This window comes from Sinorhizobium medicae, assembly GCF_007827695.1.
GTDB classification, from domain to species: domain Bacteria; phylum Pseudomonadota; class Alphaproteobacteria; order Rhizobiales; family Rhizobiaceae; genus Sinorhizobium; species Sinorhizobium medicae.
The window spans coordinates 183,365-198,958 of sequence record NZ_VITA01000011.1 but is presented as its reverse complement, the minus strand read 5'-3'; the positions used below and the strand labels follow the sequence as shown (position 1 = coordinate 198,958).

15 protein-coding genes are annotated in these 15,594 nt (G+C 61.6%); 8 read left to right on the top strand and 7 right to left on the bottom strand.

Going from position 1 to position 15,594, the window contains the following annotated elements; genetic code table 11:
* Positions 1-55 precede the first annotated feature (55 nt).
* The 4 genes from mobB to moaA form a co-directional block, all read right to left on the bottom strand.
* Positions 56-580: a molybdopterin-guanine dinucleotide biosynthesis protein B gene (gene mobB / locus FB009_RS19750; RefSeq protein ID WP_011975734.1), complete on the bottom strand. Its 525-nt coding sequence runs from the start codon at positions 578-580 to the stop codon at positions 56-58.
* Positions 577-1,236, bottom strand: a complete 660-nt coding sequence (gene mobA / locus FB009_RS19745; protein ID WP_011975733.1) for a molybdenum cofactor guanylyltransferase MobA — start codon at positions 1,234-1,236, stop codon at positions 577-579. The genes mobB and mobA overlap by 4 nt, the downstream gene beginning before the upstream one ends.
* 13 nt (positions 1,237-1,249) lie before the next feature.
* The gene (locus FB009_RS19740) at positions 1,250-2,158 is read right to left on the bottom strand and encodes a DMT family transporter (protein WP_011975732.1); all 909 of its coding nucleotides are present in this window, start codon (positions 2,156-2,158) and stop codon (positions 1,250-1,252) included.
* Positions 2,159-2,397: 239 nt separating this feature from the next.
* Positions 2,398-3,447, bottom strand: coding sequence for a GTP 3',8-cyclase MoaA (moaA, locus tag FB009_RS19735; RefSeq protein WP_018208292.1), 1,050 nt, complete (start codon positions 3,445-3,447; stop codon positions 2,398-2,400).
* Positions 3,448-3,605: 158 nt separating this feature from the next.
* Here moaA and FB009_RS19725 point away from each other — a divergent pair, with 158 nt between their 5' ends.
* Positions 3,606-3,980, top strand: a complete 375-nt coding sequence (locus tag FB009_RS19725; protein WP_011975729.1) for a gamma-butyrobetaine hydroxylase-like domain-containing protein — start codon at positions 3,606-3,608, stop codon at positions 3,978-3,980.
* 42 nt (positions 3,981-4,022) lie between these two features.
* Here the strand turns inward: FB009_RS19725 and FB009_RS19720 are convergent, their stop codons facing one another.
* Positions 4,023-4,514 (bottom strand): MarR family winged helix-turn-helix transcriptional regulator, encoded by a 492-nt coding sequence (locus tag FB009_RS19720; RefSeq protein ID WP_026161061.1) that lies wholly within the window; start codon positions 4,512-4,514, stop codon positions 4,023-4,025.
* Between the two features lie 44 nt (positions 4,515-4,558).
* Here FB009_RS19720 and FB009_RS19715 point away from each other — a divergent pair, with 44 nt between their 5' ends.
* Positions 4,559-5,476, top strand: a complete 918-nt coding sequence (locus FB009_RS19715; RefSeq protein ID WP_018012444.1) for an alpha/beta fold hydrolase — start codon at positions 4,559-4,561, stop codon at positions 5,474-5,476.
* A gap of 93 nt (positions 5,477-5,569) precedes the next feature.
* A complete protein-coding gene (locus tag FB009_RS19710) occupies positions 5,570-6,178 on the top strand; it encodes a pyridoxamine 5'-phosphate oxidase family protein (protein WP_011975726.1) in 609 nt (202 codons plus the stop codon).
* 45 nt (positions 6,179-6,223) lie between these two features.
* On the opposite strand, the gene fumC is transcribed toward FB009_RS19710, so the two are convergent.
* A complete protein-coding gene (gene fumC, locus FB009_RS19705; protein ID WP_011975725.1) occupies positions 6,224-7,672 on the bottom strand; it encodes a class II fumarate hydratase in 1,449 nt (482 codons plus the stop codon).
* A gap of 439 nt (positions 7,673-8,111) precedes the next feature.
* Between fumC and FB009_RS19700 the strand changes: the two genes are divergently transcribed.
* A complete protein-coding gene (locus FB009_RS19700; RefSeq protein WP_011975724.1) occupies positions 8,112-10,007 on the top strand; it encodes a L,D-transpeptidase family protein in 1,896 nt (631 codons plus the stop codon).
* Positions 10,008-10,040: 33 nt separating this feature from the next.
* Here FB009_RS19700 and FB009_RS19695 read toward each other — a convergent pair whose 3' ends face one another.
* On the bottom strand, positions 10,041-10,724 hold the full coding sequence (locus FB009_RS19695; RefSeq protein ID WP_011975723.1) for an HAD family hydrolase: 684 nt from the start codon (positions 10,722-10,724) through the stop codon (positions 10,041-10,043).
* A 218-nt stretch (positions 10,725-10,942) separates the two neighbouring features.
* Here FB009_RS19695 and rpiA point away from each other — a divergent pair, with 218 nt between their 5' ends.
* From rpiA to FB009_RS19675, 4 genes are all read left to right on the top strand, one after another.
* Positions 10,943-11,638: a ribose-5-phosphate isomerase RpiA gene (gene rpiA, locus FB009_RS19690; protein WP_011975722.1), complete on the top strand. Its 696-nt coding sequence runs from the start codon at positions 10,943-10,945 to the stop codon at positions 11,636-11,638.
* Positions 11,639-11,749: 111 nt separating this feature from the next.
* Complete coding sequence (locus tag FB009_RS19685; RefSeq protein WP_011975721.1) at positions 11,750-12,292, top strand: DUF2059 domain-containing protein; 543 nt, start codon at positions 11,750-11,752, stop codon at positions 12,290-12,292.
* 178 nt (positions 12,293-12,470) lie between these two features.
* Entirely contained in the window at positions 12,471-13,862 is a 1,392-nt protein-coding gene (gene gor / locus FB009_RS19680) for a glutathione-disulfide reductase (protein ID WP_011975720.1), read from the top strand.
* Between the two features lie 233 nt (positions 13,863-14,095).
* On the top strand, positions 14,096-15,469 hold the full coding sequence (locus tag FB009_RS19675; protein ID WP_011975719.1) for a class II 3-deoxy-7-phosphoheptulonate synthase: 1,374 nt from the start codon (positions 14,096-14,098) through the stop codon (positions 15,467-15,469).
* Positions 15,470-15,594: the final 125 nt, after the last annotated feature.

Below are 15,594 nucleotides of genomic sequence, written 5' to 3'. Positions count from 1 at the left end.
GAGTTTCCGCGATTCGGAGAAAAGCGGAAATGCTCTAGGAGCGATTGTTCTGCATTCAGACCCGCAGCCCGGTGACCTTCTCGATGAAATCGGCGATCGCCTGTGTGTCGTCCAGATCGAACACCGCGAGACCGGCGTCCGTGACCGGGTGATCGGCAGCGATGGCCATGATGTGCGGATCGCTCGGCGCGAGCGGTTCACGATTGGCGGATTCCCGGCGGCGGGCCTCGATTTTCGGTACCGGCTCGCGCTTGTAGCCCTCTATCAGCACGAGGTCGCAGGGTGCGAGCCGCGACAGGATCTCTTCGAAGGCCGGCTCGGGCGCGCCGCGCAGCTCATGCATGATCGCATATCGCGTTGCGGAAACGATAGTCACCTCATGCGCGCCGGCTTCGCGGTGGCGGTAGCTGTCGGCACCCACCTTGTCGATGTCGAAATCATGGTGAGCGTGCTTGATCGTGGAAACGATATAGCCGCGCCGGGTCATCTCGCTGACAAGGCGGACCATGAGGCCGGTCTTCCCGGAATTCTTCCAGCCGGCGATGCCGAAAATCTTCGGTGGGCGCAGGGGTTCGTTCATGTGCCGCAGTCCTCGATTCGGTGCAACCATGCCTCAGCCTGGTGAAGCTCTTCGGGGGTATTGATGTTGAAAAACGGGTCCAGCGGCCCTGCTGCCGTAGGGATCAGGGGAAATTTCACGGAGGTGGACGCGTGTCGCGCAATGAATCCTCGGGCACGCCGTTTCTCGTCGGTTTGAAGCCAGGCCTCCAAATCGTCCGCGAGCGCAACGGGCCAGAGCGCAAAAAGCGGATGCATCTCACCGGCGGAGAAAGCGACGGCGATTTCAGTCGCTGAATGAATGGCGGTGGTCAACCGGGCGGCAAGGTTGGTCGGAAAGAAGGGGGTATCGACGGGCACCGTAAGGACGTGGCTTGCCTCCGGCGAATTGAGCGCCGCGTGACGTAAGGCCGCCAGAACGCCGGCGAGCGGGCCGAGAAACCCCGGCAACGTGTCCGGCAGGATCTCAAGATCCGTCGCCGGGACAAGAGCCGGATCGGAGTTCAGGTTGACGGCCGTTTCGCCAACCTGCGGCCGAAGGCGTTCGATGACGCGCATAAGCATGCTCCTGCCCCCGAGTAGGACCTCGGCTTTCGGATGCCCCATGCGCGAAGACCGTCCGCCGGCGAGGATGACTGCTGGCGGCCGGGAGGAGGCATGAGAAGGGCCGCCTGTCATCTAGCGTCCTCCACTATTCCAGAGGGCCGGTGAGTGCACGCTGAGCGACCGCTCGCCGGCCGCGCTTGCTCTCGCGGTAGAAAGTATAAAGGCCCGAGCCGATGATGATGGCGACGCCCGCCAGCATCCAGCGGTCCGGTGTCTCTGCGAAGAAGACGACCCCGAGCGTGACGGACCACAGAAGGCTCATATAGCGAAATGGGGCAATCACCGAAATCTCGCCTTCGCGCATCGCGAGCACGATCGTCTGATAGCCGAGCATCAGAAGCACGCTGGCCCCGGCGATATGGCTGAGCGACGTCGCCGACATTGGTTGCCAGCCGCCGAGCGGCACGATGAGGGCCGCGCCTACCAGCGTCGTTACGAATGAGGTCGTCACGGTGATGTACAGCGAAGGCACGTCGGTGCCGATACGGCGCGTGCAGAGATCGCGCGTCGCGGTGCAAAAGACGCAGGCAACGACTGTAAGGGCCGCCACGGTGAAACCCTCAGGACCAGGACGCAACACGATGAGGACGCCGGCGAAGCCGACCACGATCGCCGCCCACCGACGCCAGCCGACGGGCTCGCCGAGAAACAGCGCGGCACCGAGCGTCACCGCCAGCGGTAGCGCCTGCATGATCGCCGATGCGTTGGCGAGCGGAATCTGGCCGAGTGCGGAGATATAGGTCACCGATGCCAGCGCCTCCATTGCGATGCGCAGCAGGATAGCTGGCCGGAGGATGGTCCGTATCGGCCGAAATGCACCGAGACGGTATGCAATGACGACAACCATCAGCGTCGTCAGCAAGCCGCGCATGAACATTATCTGACCGGTGTTCATGGCGCCGGTGACCGATTTTACCAGCGCGTCGTTGCAGGCGAACCCGATCATCGCGAGGCACATGAAGACGATGCCGCGGAAGTTGGCTGACGAGCCCATTCTTTTTCCTGGTGATGTTCTGGCCGAGCGGCAGGGCCTCCCGGCGTTGGCGAATCTCTATTGCATGGTCGTTGAATCCTATCTGATTTAACGAGAAACATGCAGCAGATCAAAGATCTACAGCGATCCTTGCGCGTCGAATTAACACGCATGCCGCGCTGCGCAGCATGCCGCTCGTTCCTCGCACCGCCTGCGGGGAAATGATGCCGGGAGGCGGATGAGGGCAAAAACTGCCGCCGTTAACCCCCGGTGACGCTCATGTGGCGGGCGACGGCGGGGCGGTTGTGTTCGCGGTCGATGATGAAATCATGGCCCTTCGGCTTGCGGCTGATCGCGTCGTCGATAACCTGTGCGAGATAGGCGTCGTCTTCGGTGGCGCGCAATGCCGAACGTAGATCGGCAGCGTCGTTCTGGCCGAGACACATGTAAAGCGTGCCGGTGCAGGTGAGGCGAACCCGATTGCAGCTTTCGCAGAAGTTGTGCGTCATCGGCGTGATGAGCCCAAGCCTGCCGCCGGTCTCCAGAACGTCCACATAGCGGGCAGGGCCGCCGGTACGGTAAGGGATGTCCTTGAGCGTGAAGTCGGCTTCAAGCCGTTTGCGCATTTCCGAGAGCGGCAGGTAATGGTCGGTTCTGTCCTCGTCCACTTCGCCCATCGGCATGGTCTCGATGAGCGTCAGGTCCATGCCTCGACCGTGCGCCCACCGCATCAGTTCCGGTATCTCGGCATCGTTGAAGTCCTTGAGGGCGACCGCGTTGATCTTTACCTTCAATCCCGCCGCCAGCGCCGCATCTATACCTTCGAGCACCTTTGTCAGTTCGCCCCAGCGGGTGATCTGGCGGAACTTGTCGGGATCAAGCGTGTCGAGCGAGACATTGATCCGCCGCACGCCGCAATCGACCAGTTCGGCTGCGAATTTCGACAGCTGCGAACCGTTGGTGGTGAGTGTCAGTTCGTCCAGCCGGCCAGCTTCGATCTCTTTGCCGAGTTCGCGAATGAGGAACATGATATTCTTGCGCACCAGCGGCTCGCCACCGGTCAGCCGCAGCTTACGCACGCCCTTGGCGATGAAGGCCGAACAGAGGCGGTGGAGCTCTTCCAGCGTCAGCAGATCCTTCTTCGGCAGGAAGGTCATATGCTCTGCCATGCAATAGGTGCAGCGGAAGTCGCAGCGATCCGTGACCGAGACACGCAGATAAGTGACTGCGCGGCCGAAAGGATCGACCATCGAAGCCGTCGTGCTGTCGAGGGATCTGGCGTTCGTCTGGTCTATGGCGGCAGTGTTCAAGTCATGTCTCCCTGCGTTCTTAATGTCGTGGCCAAAAAGGGTCGCGTCAAGGCGCAGACTGTCGCAAACTGTTTCAAATATCTGGAAACATGTCCTTTGACGATTTCCGCCCGTTCAATTCTGCTTTACTTGGGCGGTGACGAATATGGAGCAAAACGATGAGCGAATTCTGGCCGACCGAACTGCGGGTATCAAAGGATCGGCAACGCCTGTCCGTCAGCTTCGACGATGGCGCTTCATTCGACCTTTCCGCGGAACTCCTGCGCGTCCTCTCGCCCTCGGCCGAGGTGCAGGGGCACGGTCCTGGTCAACGGCTCACCGTCCCGGGAAAGCGCAACGTCCAGATCATCTCGGTCCAACCAACGGGGAACTATGCGGTGCGCATAGGCTTTGACGATACGCACGACACCGGCATTTTCACCTGGACCTATCTGCGTGAGCTCGGCGAGAGGGGCGGCGAGCTTTTCAAGGCCTATGAGCAGGAGCTCGCTGAGAAGGGCATGTCGCGCGACAAGGCCGAGAAGCCGCGCTGACGCTTCCACACGCCGGCTGAACGGCTGGTCCGGAGCCCCAGTTCAGCCTCCGGCCGGCAAGTCGTCCTCTTTGAGCAGGGTGGCGATGATTTGCTCCATCGCCTCTGCGACCTTGACGCAGTCCTCGATCGGCGTGCCGCCGTGCGAACTTTCGATGAGCGCCGTTTGAATCTCCATCGCCTCCTCCGTCAAGGTCCTTCCCGTGGGCGTGAGCGACAGACGCAGCACGCGCTTGTCCCTGGCATCACCCCGTCGCTCGATGAGGCCACGCTTTTCGAGCTGCGGCAGCAGCATGCTCATATTGGAGCGGCCGACAAGCAGCTTGCGCGCAAGTTCCTGCTGCGTGATGCCGTCGAACCGATAGAGATTGACCAGAATATCGAGGTGAGGCGGCTTGATGTCGAGATGCGTCAGCCGCCGCGACAACGACTGCTGCATCAGCTGGCAGGCGCGGGCGACGGCGATCCAACTGCGAAAACGCGGATGATCCCAGGGGAAGTGGTGGTTTTCGATGGGCACTTGCATTTTGTTCATCGTTGTACAAATATGTTCAGTGTTGAACATTAGAGGGCCCCACTATGGCATCCTTTGCGATCAAGGTCATCCGTCTATCGTTAAAGGCCGTCGCCGCGGTCTCGGCTGAAAAGGCGGGCGAGGCCGCATTCTGGATATTCTGCCGCACCCCGGGCCGTAAGCCGAAAAGCGCCAAGGAGACGGCTCTGCTCGAGGCGGCAGCGCCCGTCATGCAGGGATCGCGGAAGGTGACTTTGTCCTTTGGAGGCGGCTGGGTCGCCGCTCGCCATTTCGAACGACGTTCGGGTCCCCGCCATCAGCGGATACTGCTCGTGCATGGTTGGGGTTCGCGAAGCGAATATCTGGCGACCTTGATCGATCGCCTGCTCTCCTCGGGCGCGGAGGTCGTCGCGCTCGACCTGCCCGGCCATGGAGCGTCGCCCGGCCGAACATTGACCATGCCGCAGGCGGTCCGGGCAATCGATGCGGCCTGGCGCCACTTCGACGGCTTCGATGCCGCTATCGGTCATTCATTCGGCGGCGCAAGCCTTGCCTGCGCGGCAGGGGCGGTTCTTTGCGATGTGCCTGCGCGCGTTTCGGGGAAGCTGGTGCTAATCGGCGCTCCGAGCGAAATGACTTGGCTCTTCAAGGGTTTCGGCCGGGCACTCGGGCTCAAGCCGAAGGCTCAGGCGGCTTTCGAGGGCATGGTGGAGCGGCTCTCCGGACGGCGCATCGACGGATTTGATGCAGCACGCATTCTCGCGGCGGTCCGCAAGCCGGTCCTGGTCATCCATGCCGAGGAGGATAAGGAAGTTCCTGCCGATCATGCGCGCCGCTATGCGGCCGCAGGCTCCAACGTGGAACTGCACTGGGCGAACGGTCTGGGGCATCGCCGCATTGTCTCCGCCGCTGCGGTTGTCGAGAGGGTCGCCGATTTTCTCCGGGAGGAGGGGAAAGCGATTCCCATGTCAAAAATCGCCTGATGGCGTCATCAGACCGTCATGCTATTCCTCGACACGTGCGCGTAGAAATGACGCTTGGGCGTAGCGGCGGCGTCATTGGCAGGAGGGATGAAAATGACGATTATCGCAACGGTCGAGGAATTGCAGGCACTTTATGGCGGGACGAGCGAGGCCTCGATCGTCAAGGTGACGGATTCGCTGACGGCCGAATACCGGCAGATGATCGAAGCGTCGCCCTTTGCGGCGCTCGCGACGGTCGGCCCGGAGGGTTTGGATTGTTCGCCGCGCGGCGATGACCGATGCGTCGTCCGTGTCGCCGACGACAAGACCGTGCTGATGCCGGATTGGCGAGGCAACAATCGGGTCGATTCCCTTGCCAATATCGTACGGGATCCGAGGGTGGCATTGCTGTTTCTCGTGCCCGGATCGAATACGACCATCCGCATCAACGGCACGGCCGTCGTGAGCATCGACCAGGCCTTGACCGATTCTTTCGAGGTTGACGGCAAGCACCCGCGCAGCGTCGTCGTGGTGACGATCGGAGAGGTCTATTTCCAGTGTGCGCGGGCTCTGATCCGGTCGCAGCTCTGGAATGCGGAGCGGTTCGTCGGCTCCGCTTCGCTTCCGACGCCGGGCGCGCTGCTGAAGGCTGCCAAGGCGGATTTCGACAAGGAAAGCTACGATCGGGAGTGGGCCGGCCGCGCGGTGAAGACGATGTGGTAGGCGGCCGCGGCGGCCATATGCCCAGCCGCGGCCGCCTGTGGTCTGTCAGGCCGGTCCGATCATGGTTTCCGGACGCACCACGGCATCGAATTCCTCGTCCGTGACGTACCCACCGCCGACTGCCTCCTGGCGCAATGTCGTGCCGTTCTTGTGCGCGGTCTTGGCGATCTTGGCCGCGTTGTCGTAGCCGATCTTCGGTGCGAGCGCAGTCACCAGCATGAGCGAACGGTCGAGTGCCGCCTTGATGTTGTCTTCGCGCGCCTCGATCCCGACGACGCAATTGTCGGTGAAGGACACGGCCGCATCCGCGAGCAGCTGCACCGATTGCAGATAATTGTAGGCCATCAGAGGATTATAGACGTTGAGTTCGAAATGGCCCTGGCTGCCGGCGAAGGTGAGGGACGCGTGGTTACCGAAGACCTGGACGCAGACCTGCGTCAACGCCTCGCATTGCGTGGGGTTCACTTTGCCCGGCATGATCGACGAACCCGGCTCGTTTTCCGGAAGCGAGAGCTCGCCGAGACCGGAGCGGGGGCCGGAGCCGAGAAAGCGGATGTCGTTGGCTATTTTGAAGAGCGCGGCGGCAGTGGCATTGATGGCGCCGTGGCTGAAGACCATCGAGTCGTGAGCGGCCAGCGCTTCGAACTTGTTCGGTGCGGAGGTGAAGCCGATGCCGGTGATGCTGGCGATTTGCTCCGCAACCTTCTCTGCAAAGCCGACGGGTGCGTTAAGCCCTGTGCCGACGGCCGTGCCGCCTTGGGCGAGTTCGCAAAGGCCGGGAAGCGTCATCTCGATCCGCTTGATCGAGGAGGCGACCTGTGCCGCATAGCCGGAAAACTCCTGCCCGAGCGTTAGAGGCGTCGCGTCCTGCGTGTGGGTACGTCCGATTTTGATGATGGACTGGAAGGCCTTCACCTTTTCTTCGAGCGCCTTATGCAGATGCTTGAGGGCGGGCAGCAGATCGTGAATCACGCGCTCCGCGCAGGCGATGTGCATAGCCGTCGGATAGGTGTCGTTCGAGGACTGGCTCATATTGACGTGGTCGTTCGGATGAACCGGCTTTTTCGAGCCCATGACCCCGCCGAGCAGCTCAATGGCCCGATTGGAGATGACCTCGTTCGCATTCATGTTCGATTGGGTGCCGGAGCCCGTCTGCCAGACGACGAGGGGGAAATGGTCGTCGAGTTTGCCGTCGATGACTTCCTGTGCGGCCTTGACGATAGCGTCGCCGATCGTTGGATCGAGGCGACCGAGCGCCATATTGGCGCGAGCAGCCGCCTGTTTGACGATGCCGAGGGCACGCACGACTGCCAGGGGCTGTTTCTCCCAGCCGATTTTGAAATTGCCAAGGGATCGCTGAGCCTGGGCGCCCCAATAACGATCGCTCGCCACCTCGATGGGGCCGAACGTATCAGTTTCCGTGCGGGTCGATGTCATCGTGATACCTGCTTTCATCATGCGGTTCATGAAGCCGAGGCGGGGAGCCGGTTCCATGGCCGGTTTTCCTCCCCGCTGCCGGGAATTTCTCTGCCCCGGCCATGACGCCTTGTAAAGAGGCCGCGGGCGCTTGGATGCCTCTACAATCGTTTGAATTGCCAGCGCGGTCAGCGGCCTCTCGCTATGGCTGCTTTGGGTTTCCGGCTTCCGAAGATGTGACCTTTCCGTCACATTCACAATCTTCCCTTGCGAATCCTCCTTGTGCCGCAGGAAACATCTGCGCTGCATTCGAGAGGCCAAAGTAGATGCAAATCAGATTTTTAGACGCAGGGGACCGGCCGAAAACGGGACGCGGCGACGCAGGGGATGGCGATTCGGGAGGTTTCGTTTCCTTTTCATTCACCATCCTTTTCTATAACTCTCGGTGCACGAGGGCGTGGCGAGAATCTGGCGGCGGCTGCATTCGGCGGCAAGCAATACGGGGACGTTTGTATTTATGAGAGTTATCAAGTCGGCGGCGGTTGTCGCGCTCATGAGCGGGTGTGCGGTTGCAGCCATGGATGTGCAGCCGGCGTCCGCGCTCACCTTCATGGACTTCATCCGCGGAGGCAAGAAGCGCGACGTGCAGGAACAGGTGCAGCCCCGCCAGCAGCGTCCGGGCGTGGATATGTTTGCTCCGCAACAATTGGAGCAGAGGGCAGCAAAGCCGCCGCGCATCACCGGTCCTCGGTACTACACCTATAAGGCGGATGCGCTCCGCCGGATTGCAACGGACCGGTTGCTCGATCCCGTGGTCACCGGCTCGGTGGCCAACGGAGCGCTGCCGCCGATGGTGCGTACGCCGCTTTCCGAGGTGCGCCAGTTTCTGCCGCAGATCGATGTGCGCGCCCCGGGCGAGGTCGCAAAAGCGATCGAGACCTTCTACGGCACACGAACTGATTTCCTCTGGATCGATGGCGTGGGCGTCAACGGCCGCGCCAAGGCGGCGCTTGCTGCCCTGTCCGCCGCCGCGAAGGTCGGCCTGGACCCGCGCGATTATGCCGTCGCTGTCCCGCCGGAGGATTTCGATCGCGGCGACATGATCGCCCGCGAAAAGGATCTGGTGCGGTTCGAGATCGCGTTGTCCGCAGCCATGCTCACCTATGTTCAGGACACGGTGCGCGGCCGGATCGATCCGAACCGGATTTCCGGCTATCACGACTTCAAACGGAAGAGCGTCGATCTTCTTGCCTTTCTGGAGAAGATCGAGGCATCCGGTGACGTTGCCGCGCTCATCGAAAGCCGGAATCCCAAGAGCGCTCAGTTCGAGGCATTGAGGCAGGAACTCGAACGACTTCGGACCCAGGTCGAAGCGACGCCTCGGGTCGAGATCGCACCGGGGACGCTGTTGAAGCCCGGCGAGAGCAATCCGGAACTCGCCAATGTGATCGCCGGGATCAAGCTTAAAGCCTCGGATGCGCTGAAGACGGAGCATGCAGTCGTGCTCGCCGCCTATGGCGGGACGCCGGATTACACGCCCGAGCTTGTGCCTGTCGTCGAAGCCTTCCAGAAGGAACATGGCCTCAAGGCGGACGGCATTGTCGGCCAGGCGTCGATACGCGCTATCACCGGCGGTGACACGATCGGGGAGAAGATCAGAAAAATCGAAATCGCGATGGAGCAGGCGCGCTGGTTGCCCGACGGGCTCGGCGACCGCTATGTCTTCATCAACCAGCCGGCCTTCACCGCCTCCTATACGGAGCAGGGCGCCGAGCAGTTCTCCATGCGTGTCGTCGTCGGCTCCAAGGCCAATCAGACCTACTTCTTCCAGGACGAGATTCAGACGGTCGAAGTCAATCCATATTGGGGCGTTCCGCAGTCGATCATCGTCAATGAGATGCTGCCGAAGCTCAGAAGCGACCCCGGTTACCTTGACCGCATGGGCTACCAGGTGGAAGTCGGTGGCCGGGTCGTTTCTTCGACCGCTGTGAACTGGTACGGCTCGACGAACTCCATCGCGGTGCGCCAACCGCCGAGTAGCGACAATGCATTGGGTGAACTCAAGATTCTATTCCCCAACGCCCACGCGATCTACATGCACGATACGCCGTCGAAGAGCTTTTTCAAGCGCGATCAGCGGGCTCTCAGCCATGGCTGCGTGCGCCTCGCCGACCCGCGCCGCATGGCGGCGGCCGTACTTGGCGTGAGCGTCGACGAGGTCGGCGAAGAGATATCCGGCGGTCGCAACAAGGCACTCCCGGTATCCGCCAAGGTCCCGGTCTATGTCTCCTACTTCACCGCCTGGCCGAACAAGGACGGAACCGTCGAGTATTTCAATGACGTTTACGAGCGCGACATGTACGTGAACCGCGCCTTCGAGGCGACGCGCAAGGCGCGGCACGCGGAAGGGTGAGGAAAGCGGGCCCTTCTAAACTGCGGGCACGTATCATTTCGGCTTGCGCGAGAGCACTGCCTCGACCAGATCCGGCGTCAGTTCGTCGAAATGACCGATGATGCGGTCGGGAAGGAGGCTTTCGATCGGCACGTCGGAATAGCCGAACGGCACGACGATCGAAGGAACTGCGGCATTTCGGGCGACCAGGATGTCGTTGAGGCTGTCGCCCACCATCACCGCCCGCTCGGGCAGGCCACGGGCATTCGCGACCGTCGACAACAGGTGGTCGGCATGCGGTTTGCGAACGGAGAAGGTATCGCCACCGGATATCGCCGCAAAGCGGTCGAGGAGTCCAAGCCCCTCCAGAAGGCGTTTTGCCAGCATTTCCGGCTTGTTGGTGCAGACGGCAAGTTTCATGCCCGCATCCTGCAGGCGGTCGAGGGCCTCGACGAGACCGGGGTAGGGCAGGGATTCGCCCGGCATCGATCCATGATAGAACTCGACGAACACGTTCATCTGCCGGGTCAGTTCGTCTTCGGCGATCGTCCTGCCGCGGAGTGCGAAAGTCCTTTCGATCATCGCCCGTGCGCCGTGGCCGACCAGATGCGTGAGATCCGCGTAGGTCACTGGCTCGAGGCCAACCTGCGTCACGGCATGGTTCAAGCTGGCGACGAGGTCGGGCGCTGTGTCGACGAGCGTACCGTCGAGATCGAAGACGACTAGGGGCAAGGACACCGGCAACCTCATTCTGCGAAAAACATCTCCGTTCGGGTAGGCGAACCGGGCGCGGAATGCAATGGCGACCTAGGTCGTAGGGCTGCCGGAATCCAATGCAGGCCGTGTATTTTGACTTTTGTTTGCCGCAGCGGGCGTGTAAGTGTCTCAGCGGAATGGGAAGGTGACGGCTGAGGCCGGCGCCCCGCCCGACGTGGTCGAGAAGGAGCGAATGGCGCATGGACGCCCGCCAAATGAAGATCAAGGCTGCCGAAGCGGCGCTTGAACATGTCGAAAACGGTATGCGGCTCGGAATCGGCACTGGCTCGACTGCAGAAGAGTTTGTCAGGGTCCTGGCGGAGAAGGTGGCCTCCGGCTTTCAGATCTCCGGCGTCCCGACGTCCGAGCGGACGGCGCGCCTCTGCCTCGAGCTCGGTGTGCCTCTCAAGTCGCTCGACGAACTGCCGGAACTGGACCTGACCATCGACGGAGCCGACGAAGTCGACGGAAAACTGCGCCTGATCAAGGGCGGCGGTGGTGCGTTGCTGAGGGAGAAGATTGTCGCGAGCGCTTCGGCGCGGATGATCGTCATCGCCGACGAAACAAAGGTCGTGGACGTCCTTGGCGCCTTCAAGCTGCCGATAGAGGTCAATCCTTTCGGCCAGCTCGCCACGCGGCTCGCAATCGAGAAGGTTGCTTCGCGTCTGGGTTTGACGGGGGACATCGTCGTGCGCGCATCGGGCGACGGACCCTTCATGACCGATGGCGGACACCTGATTCTCGATGCATCTTTTGGCCGTATTCCTGATGCAGATGCGCTCGCGGTAGAGCTGAATGCCATCCCGGGGGTCGTTGAGCACGGGCTTTTCATAGAAATGGCGTCGATGGCGATCATTGCCGGTCCTGAGGGAGCGCGCACGCTTAAGGCGTCTTGAGCCGCTCCGGTTGAGCGGCACGGGGCGAATCGAGAGACAGACTTTGCACAGGTCAGCCTGGAGGCGGCTATCGGCCGGGCGACATGTGCCAACACAGGAGCATGGATACATATGAACAAATTCGCAGGTCTTGCCCGCACTTTCGCTTCCGTTGCGATCCTCGTTTCGGTGTCAGTTCCGGCGGTGCAGGCACAGGACGTGACGGAGGATCAGATCAAGGCTGCGCGTGCGACGATCGCGGCGCTCGGTGTGACCAACAGCTTTGACAATATTCTGCCGAACCTCGCCGAGCGACTGAAGAATACCCTGATTCAGGCGTCGCCGAACCACCAGGAACTGATCACCGCGACTGTGGACGAGAAGGCGCTCAGCCTCGCCGGACGACGCTCGGATCTCGAGCGCGAAGCCGCTGCGATCTACGCGAAGACCTTTACCGTCGATGAGCTGAAGGCCATCGCCGACTTCTACAACTCCACGGCCGGCAAGAAGCTTCTGAACGATGGTCCGATCGCTTCTCGCGAAATGTTGAAGGCTGCCGACATCTGGGCGGCCGGCGTTTCGCGCGATCTGACAAACGAAGCAACAAAATCCCTCGATGAGAAGATCGGCAATGCGGCGGCGGCAAATGCCGGTACTACGGCGCCTGCGCAGTAACAGCGGTTTAGCCGCGCGAACCGCATCGACCTAAAGGCAGAGCCCGGAGCGATCCGGGCTTTCCTTTTTTTGCGTTGCAATACTATATCAGGGGCGAAAGGCGACTTCGCTCGCATTTCCGAGCCGGCGGGCCTCCGCCGGCAACCCCTTCGACATTTCGTTTCTTGCAGGAGTTCCCATGACCGCTTTCGACTATGACCTCTTCGTGATCGGCGGCGGTTCGGGCGGTGTGCGCAGCGGGCGGTTGGCCGCGGCGCTCGGCAAAAAGGTGGCGATTGCCGAGGAGTTCCGCTATGGAGGGACATGCGTCATCCGTGGCTGCGTTCCCAAGAAGCTTTATGTTTATGCCTCGCAGTTTTCGGAGCATTTCGAAGATGCGGCGGGATTCGGCTGGAGCGTCGGCGAAAGCCGCTTCGACTGGGCTAAGCTCGTTGCCGCCAAGGAACAGGAAATCGCCAGACTGGAGGGCCTTTATCGCAAAGGCCTTGCGAATGCCGGCGCCGAAATCCTCGATACACGGGCCGAGCTCGTCGGCCCCAACGCCGTGAAGCTGCTTGCAAGCGGCAAGACGGTGACGGCGGAGCGTATCGTCGTCGCGGTCGGGGGGCATCCGAGCCCGCATGACGCTCTGCCGGGCAACGAGTTGTGCATCACGTCGAACGAAGCCTTCGATCTCGCGGCACTGCCGGAAGCGATCCTTATTGCCGGCGGCGGTTACATCGCCGTGGAATTTGCGAACATTTTCCACGGCTTGGGTGTGAATACGACGCTGATCTACCGCGGAAAGGAAATTCTCTCCCGTTTCGATCAGGATATGCGGCGCGGTCTTCACGCCGCAATGGAGGAGAAGGGAATCCGCATCCTCTGCGAGGACATCATCCAGGCCGTGTCGGCGAACTCGGACGGACGCCGTGTGGCGACGACGATGAAGCATGGGGATATTGTCGTGGACCAGGTGATGCTTGCGCTTGGACGCGTGCCGAATACGAAAGACCTCGGGTTGGAGGCCGCCGGCGTCAAGACCGATGAACGGGGTGCTATCATCGTCGATGCCTTCTCGCGTACGAGCACGCCGGGGATCTACGCCATCGGCGATGTGACCGATCGCGTGCAACTGACACCGGTTGCGATCCATGAGGCCATGTGCTTCATCGAAACCGAATACAGGAACAACCCTACGTCGCCGGATCACGACCTGATCGCGACTGCGGTGTTCTCTCAGCCCGAAATCGGCACGGTCGGCATCTCGGAAGAAGAAGCAGCGCGGAAGTTCGAAGAGATCGAGGTCTATCGCGCCGAGTTCCGGCCGATGAAAGCAACGCTCTCCGGCCGGAAGGAAAAGACCATCATGAAGCTGATCGTCAATGCCGCGGACCGCAAGGTGGTCGGCGTCCATATTCTCGGCCACGACGCCGGGGAAATGGCCCAGCTTTTGGGAATCTCGCTGAAGGCGGGCTGCACGAAGGATGATTTCGACCGCACCATGGCGGTTCACCCGACTGCTGCGGAGGAACTCGTCACGATGTACCGGCCGAGCTACCGCGTGCGGGGCGGAGAGACGATCGTCTAAGGTCTTTCCGCCGGTGCTGTGGCCGTCCACGTTTTCTGGTAGGATGGCTTTCCAAGCTTCCTGTTAACGTTTATAAGCCCGCATCCGCGGCAATGGCCCAGCTGGGTGTGGTGGCATTTTGCAGGTATCGGCGGGGCTGGCGGCGCGGACGCATGCAAATCCGGATGCCGGGCGGCGGGACAGTCGCAGGGGCGGGACGCGGGCCGATCCGCGTCAGACAACAGGTGATGGAAATGGCACAGACTTGGACTCCGAACAGCTGGCGGCAAAAACCCATTCAGCAGGTGCCGGATTATCCGGACCTCGCAGCGCTCGACAGCGTGGAAGCGCGTCTTGCCAAATATCCGCCGCTTGTCTTTGCAGGAGAGGCGCGCCGTCTGAAGAGTGCGCTTGCCAATGTCGCCGACGGCCGTGGTTTTCTGCTGCAGGGGGGCGATTGCGCCGAGAGCTTTGCCGAACACGGCGCCGATACGATCCGGGACTTCTTCCGCGCCTTCCTGCAGATGGCCGTCGTCCTGACCTTCGGGGCGCAGCAACCGGTCGTCAAGGTCGGCCGTATTGCCGGCCAATTCGCCAAGCCGCGCTCCTCGGGTATCGAGAAGCAGGGTGACGTATCGCTGCCGAGCTACCGCGGCGACATCATCAACGGGATCGAGTTCACGGAGGAGGCACGCGTGCCCAATCCGGAGCGCCAGGTCATGGCCTATCGCCAGTCCGCGGCTACGCTCAACCTGCTTCGTGCCTTTGCCATGGGTGGTTACGCCAACCTGGAAAACGTCCATCAATGGATGCTCGGTTTCGTCAAGGACAGCCCGCAGGCGGAGCGTTATCGCAAGCTTGCCGACCGGATCTCCGAGACGATGGATTTCATGAAGGCGATCGGCATTACCGCCGAAAACCATCCGAGCCTGCGCGAAACGGATTTCTTCACCAGCCACGAGGCGTTGCTGCTTGGGTACGAGCAGGCGCTCACGCGCGTCGATTCCACCTCAGGCGACTGGTACGCGACGTCGGGCCATATGATCTGGATCGGAGATCGCACGCGCCAGCCGGATCATGCGCATATCGAGTATTGCCGTGGCATCAAGAATCCGCTCGGCCTGAAGTGCGGTCCGTCGCTGACGGCGGACGGACTTCTCGAACTTATCGACATCCTCAATCCGGCGAACGAGGCGGGACGGCTTACGCTGATCTGCCGCTTCGGGCACGACAAGGTCGCCGAGCATCTGCCGCGCCTCATCCGCGCCGTCGAGCGGGAGGGCAAGAAGGTGGTGTGGTCCTGCGATCCGATGCACGGCAACACGATCACGCTCAACAATTACAAGACCCGGCCGTTCGAGCGTATCCTGTCGGAAGTCGAGAGCTTCTTTCAGATTCATCGCGCCGAGGGCTCGCATCCCGGCGGCATCCATATCGAAATGACCGGCAACGACGTGACGGAATGCACCGGCGGTGCACGCGCGCTTTCCGGCGACGACCTTGCCGACCGCTACCACACGCATTGCGATCCGCGCCTCAATGCCGATCAGGCACTCGAGCTTGCCTTCCTGCTCGCCGAGCGCATGAAGGGCGGCCGCGACGAGAAGAAGATGGTGGTGAACGGCTGATCGCTCCAACGAACCGTCGTTCAATATTTCTGAACCTGCGGCGCATCGTCTGAATTTGACAAAGGCCGGACCAGCTTGAAAGCTGGTCCGGCCTTTTCACGTTCGGGCTGACGCCTGGATGTCGC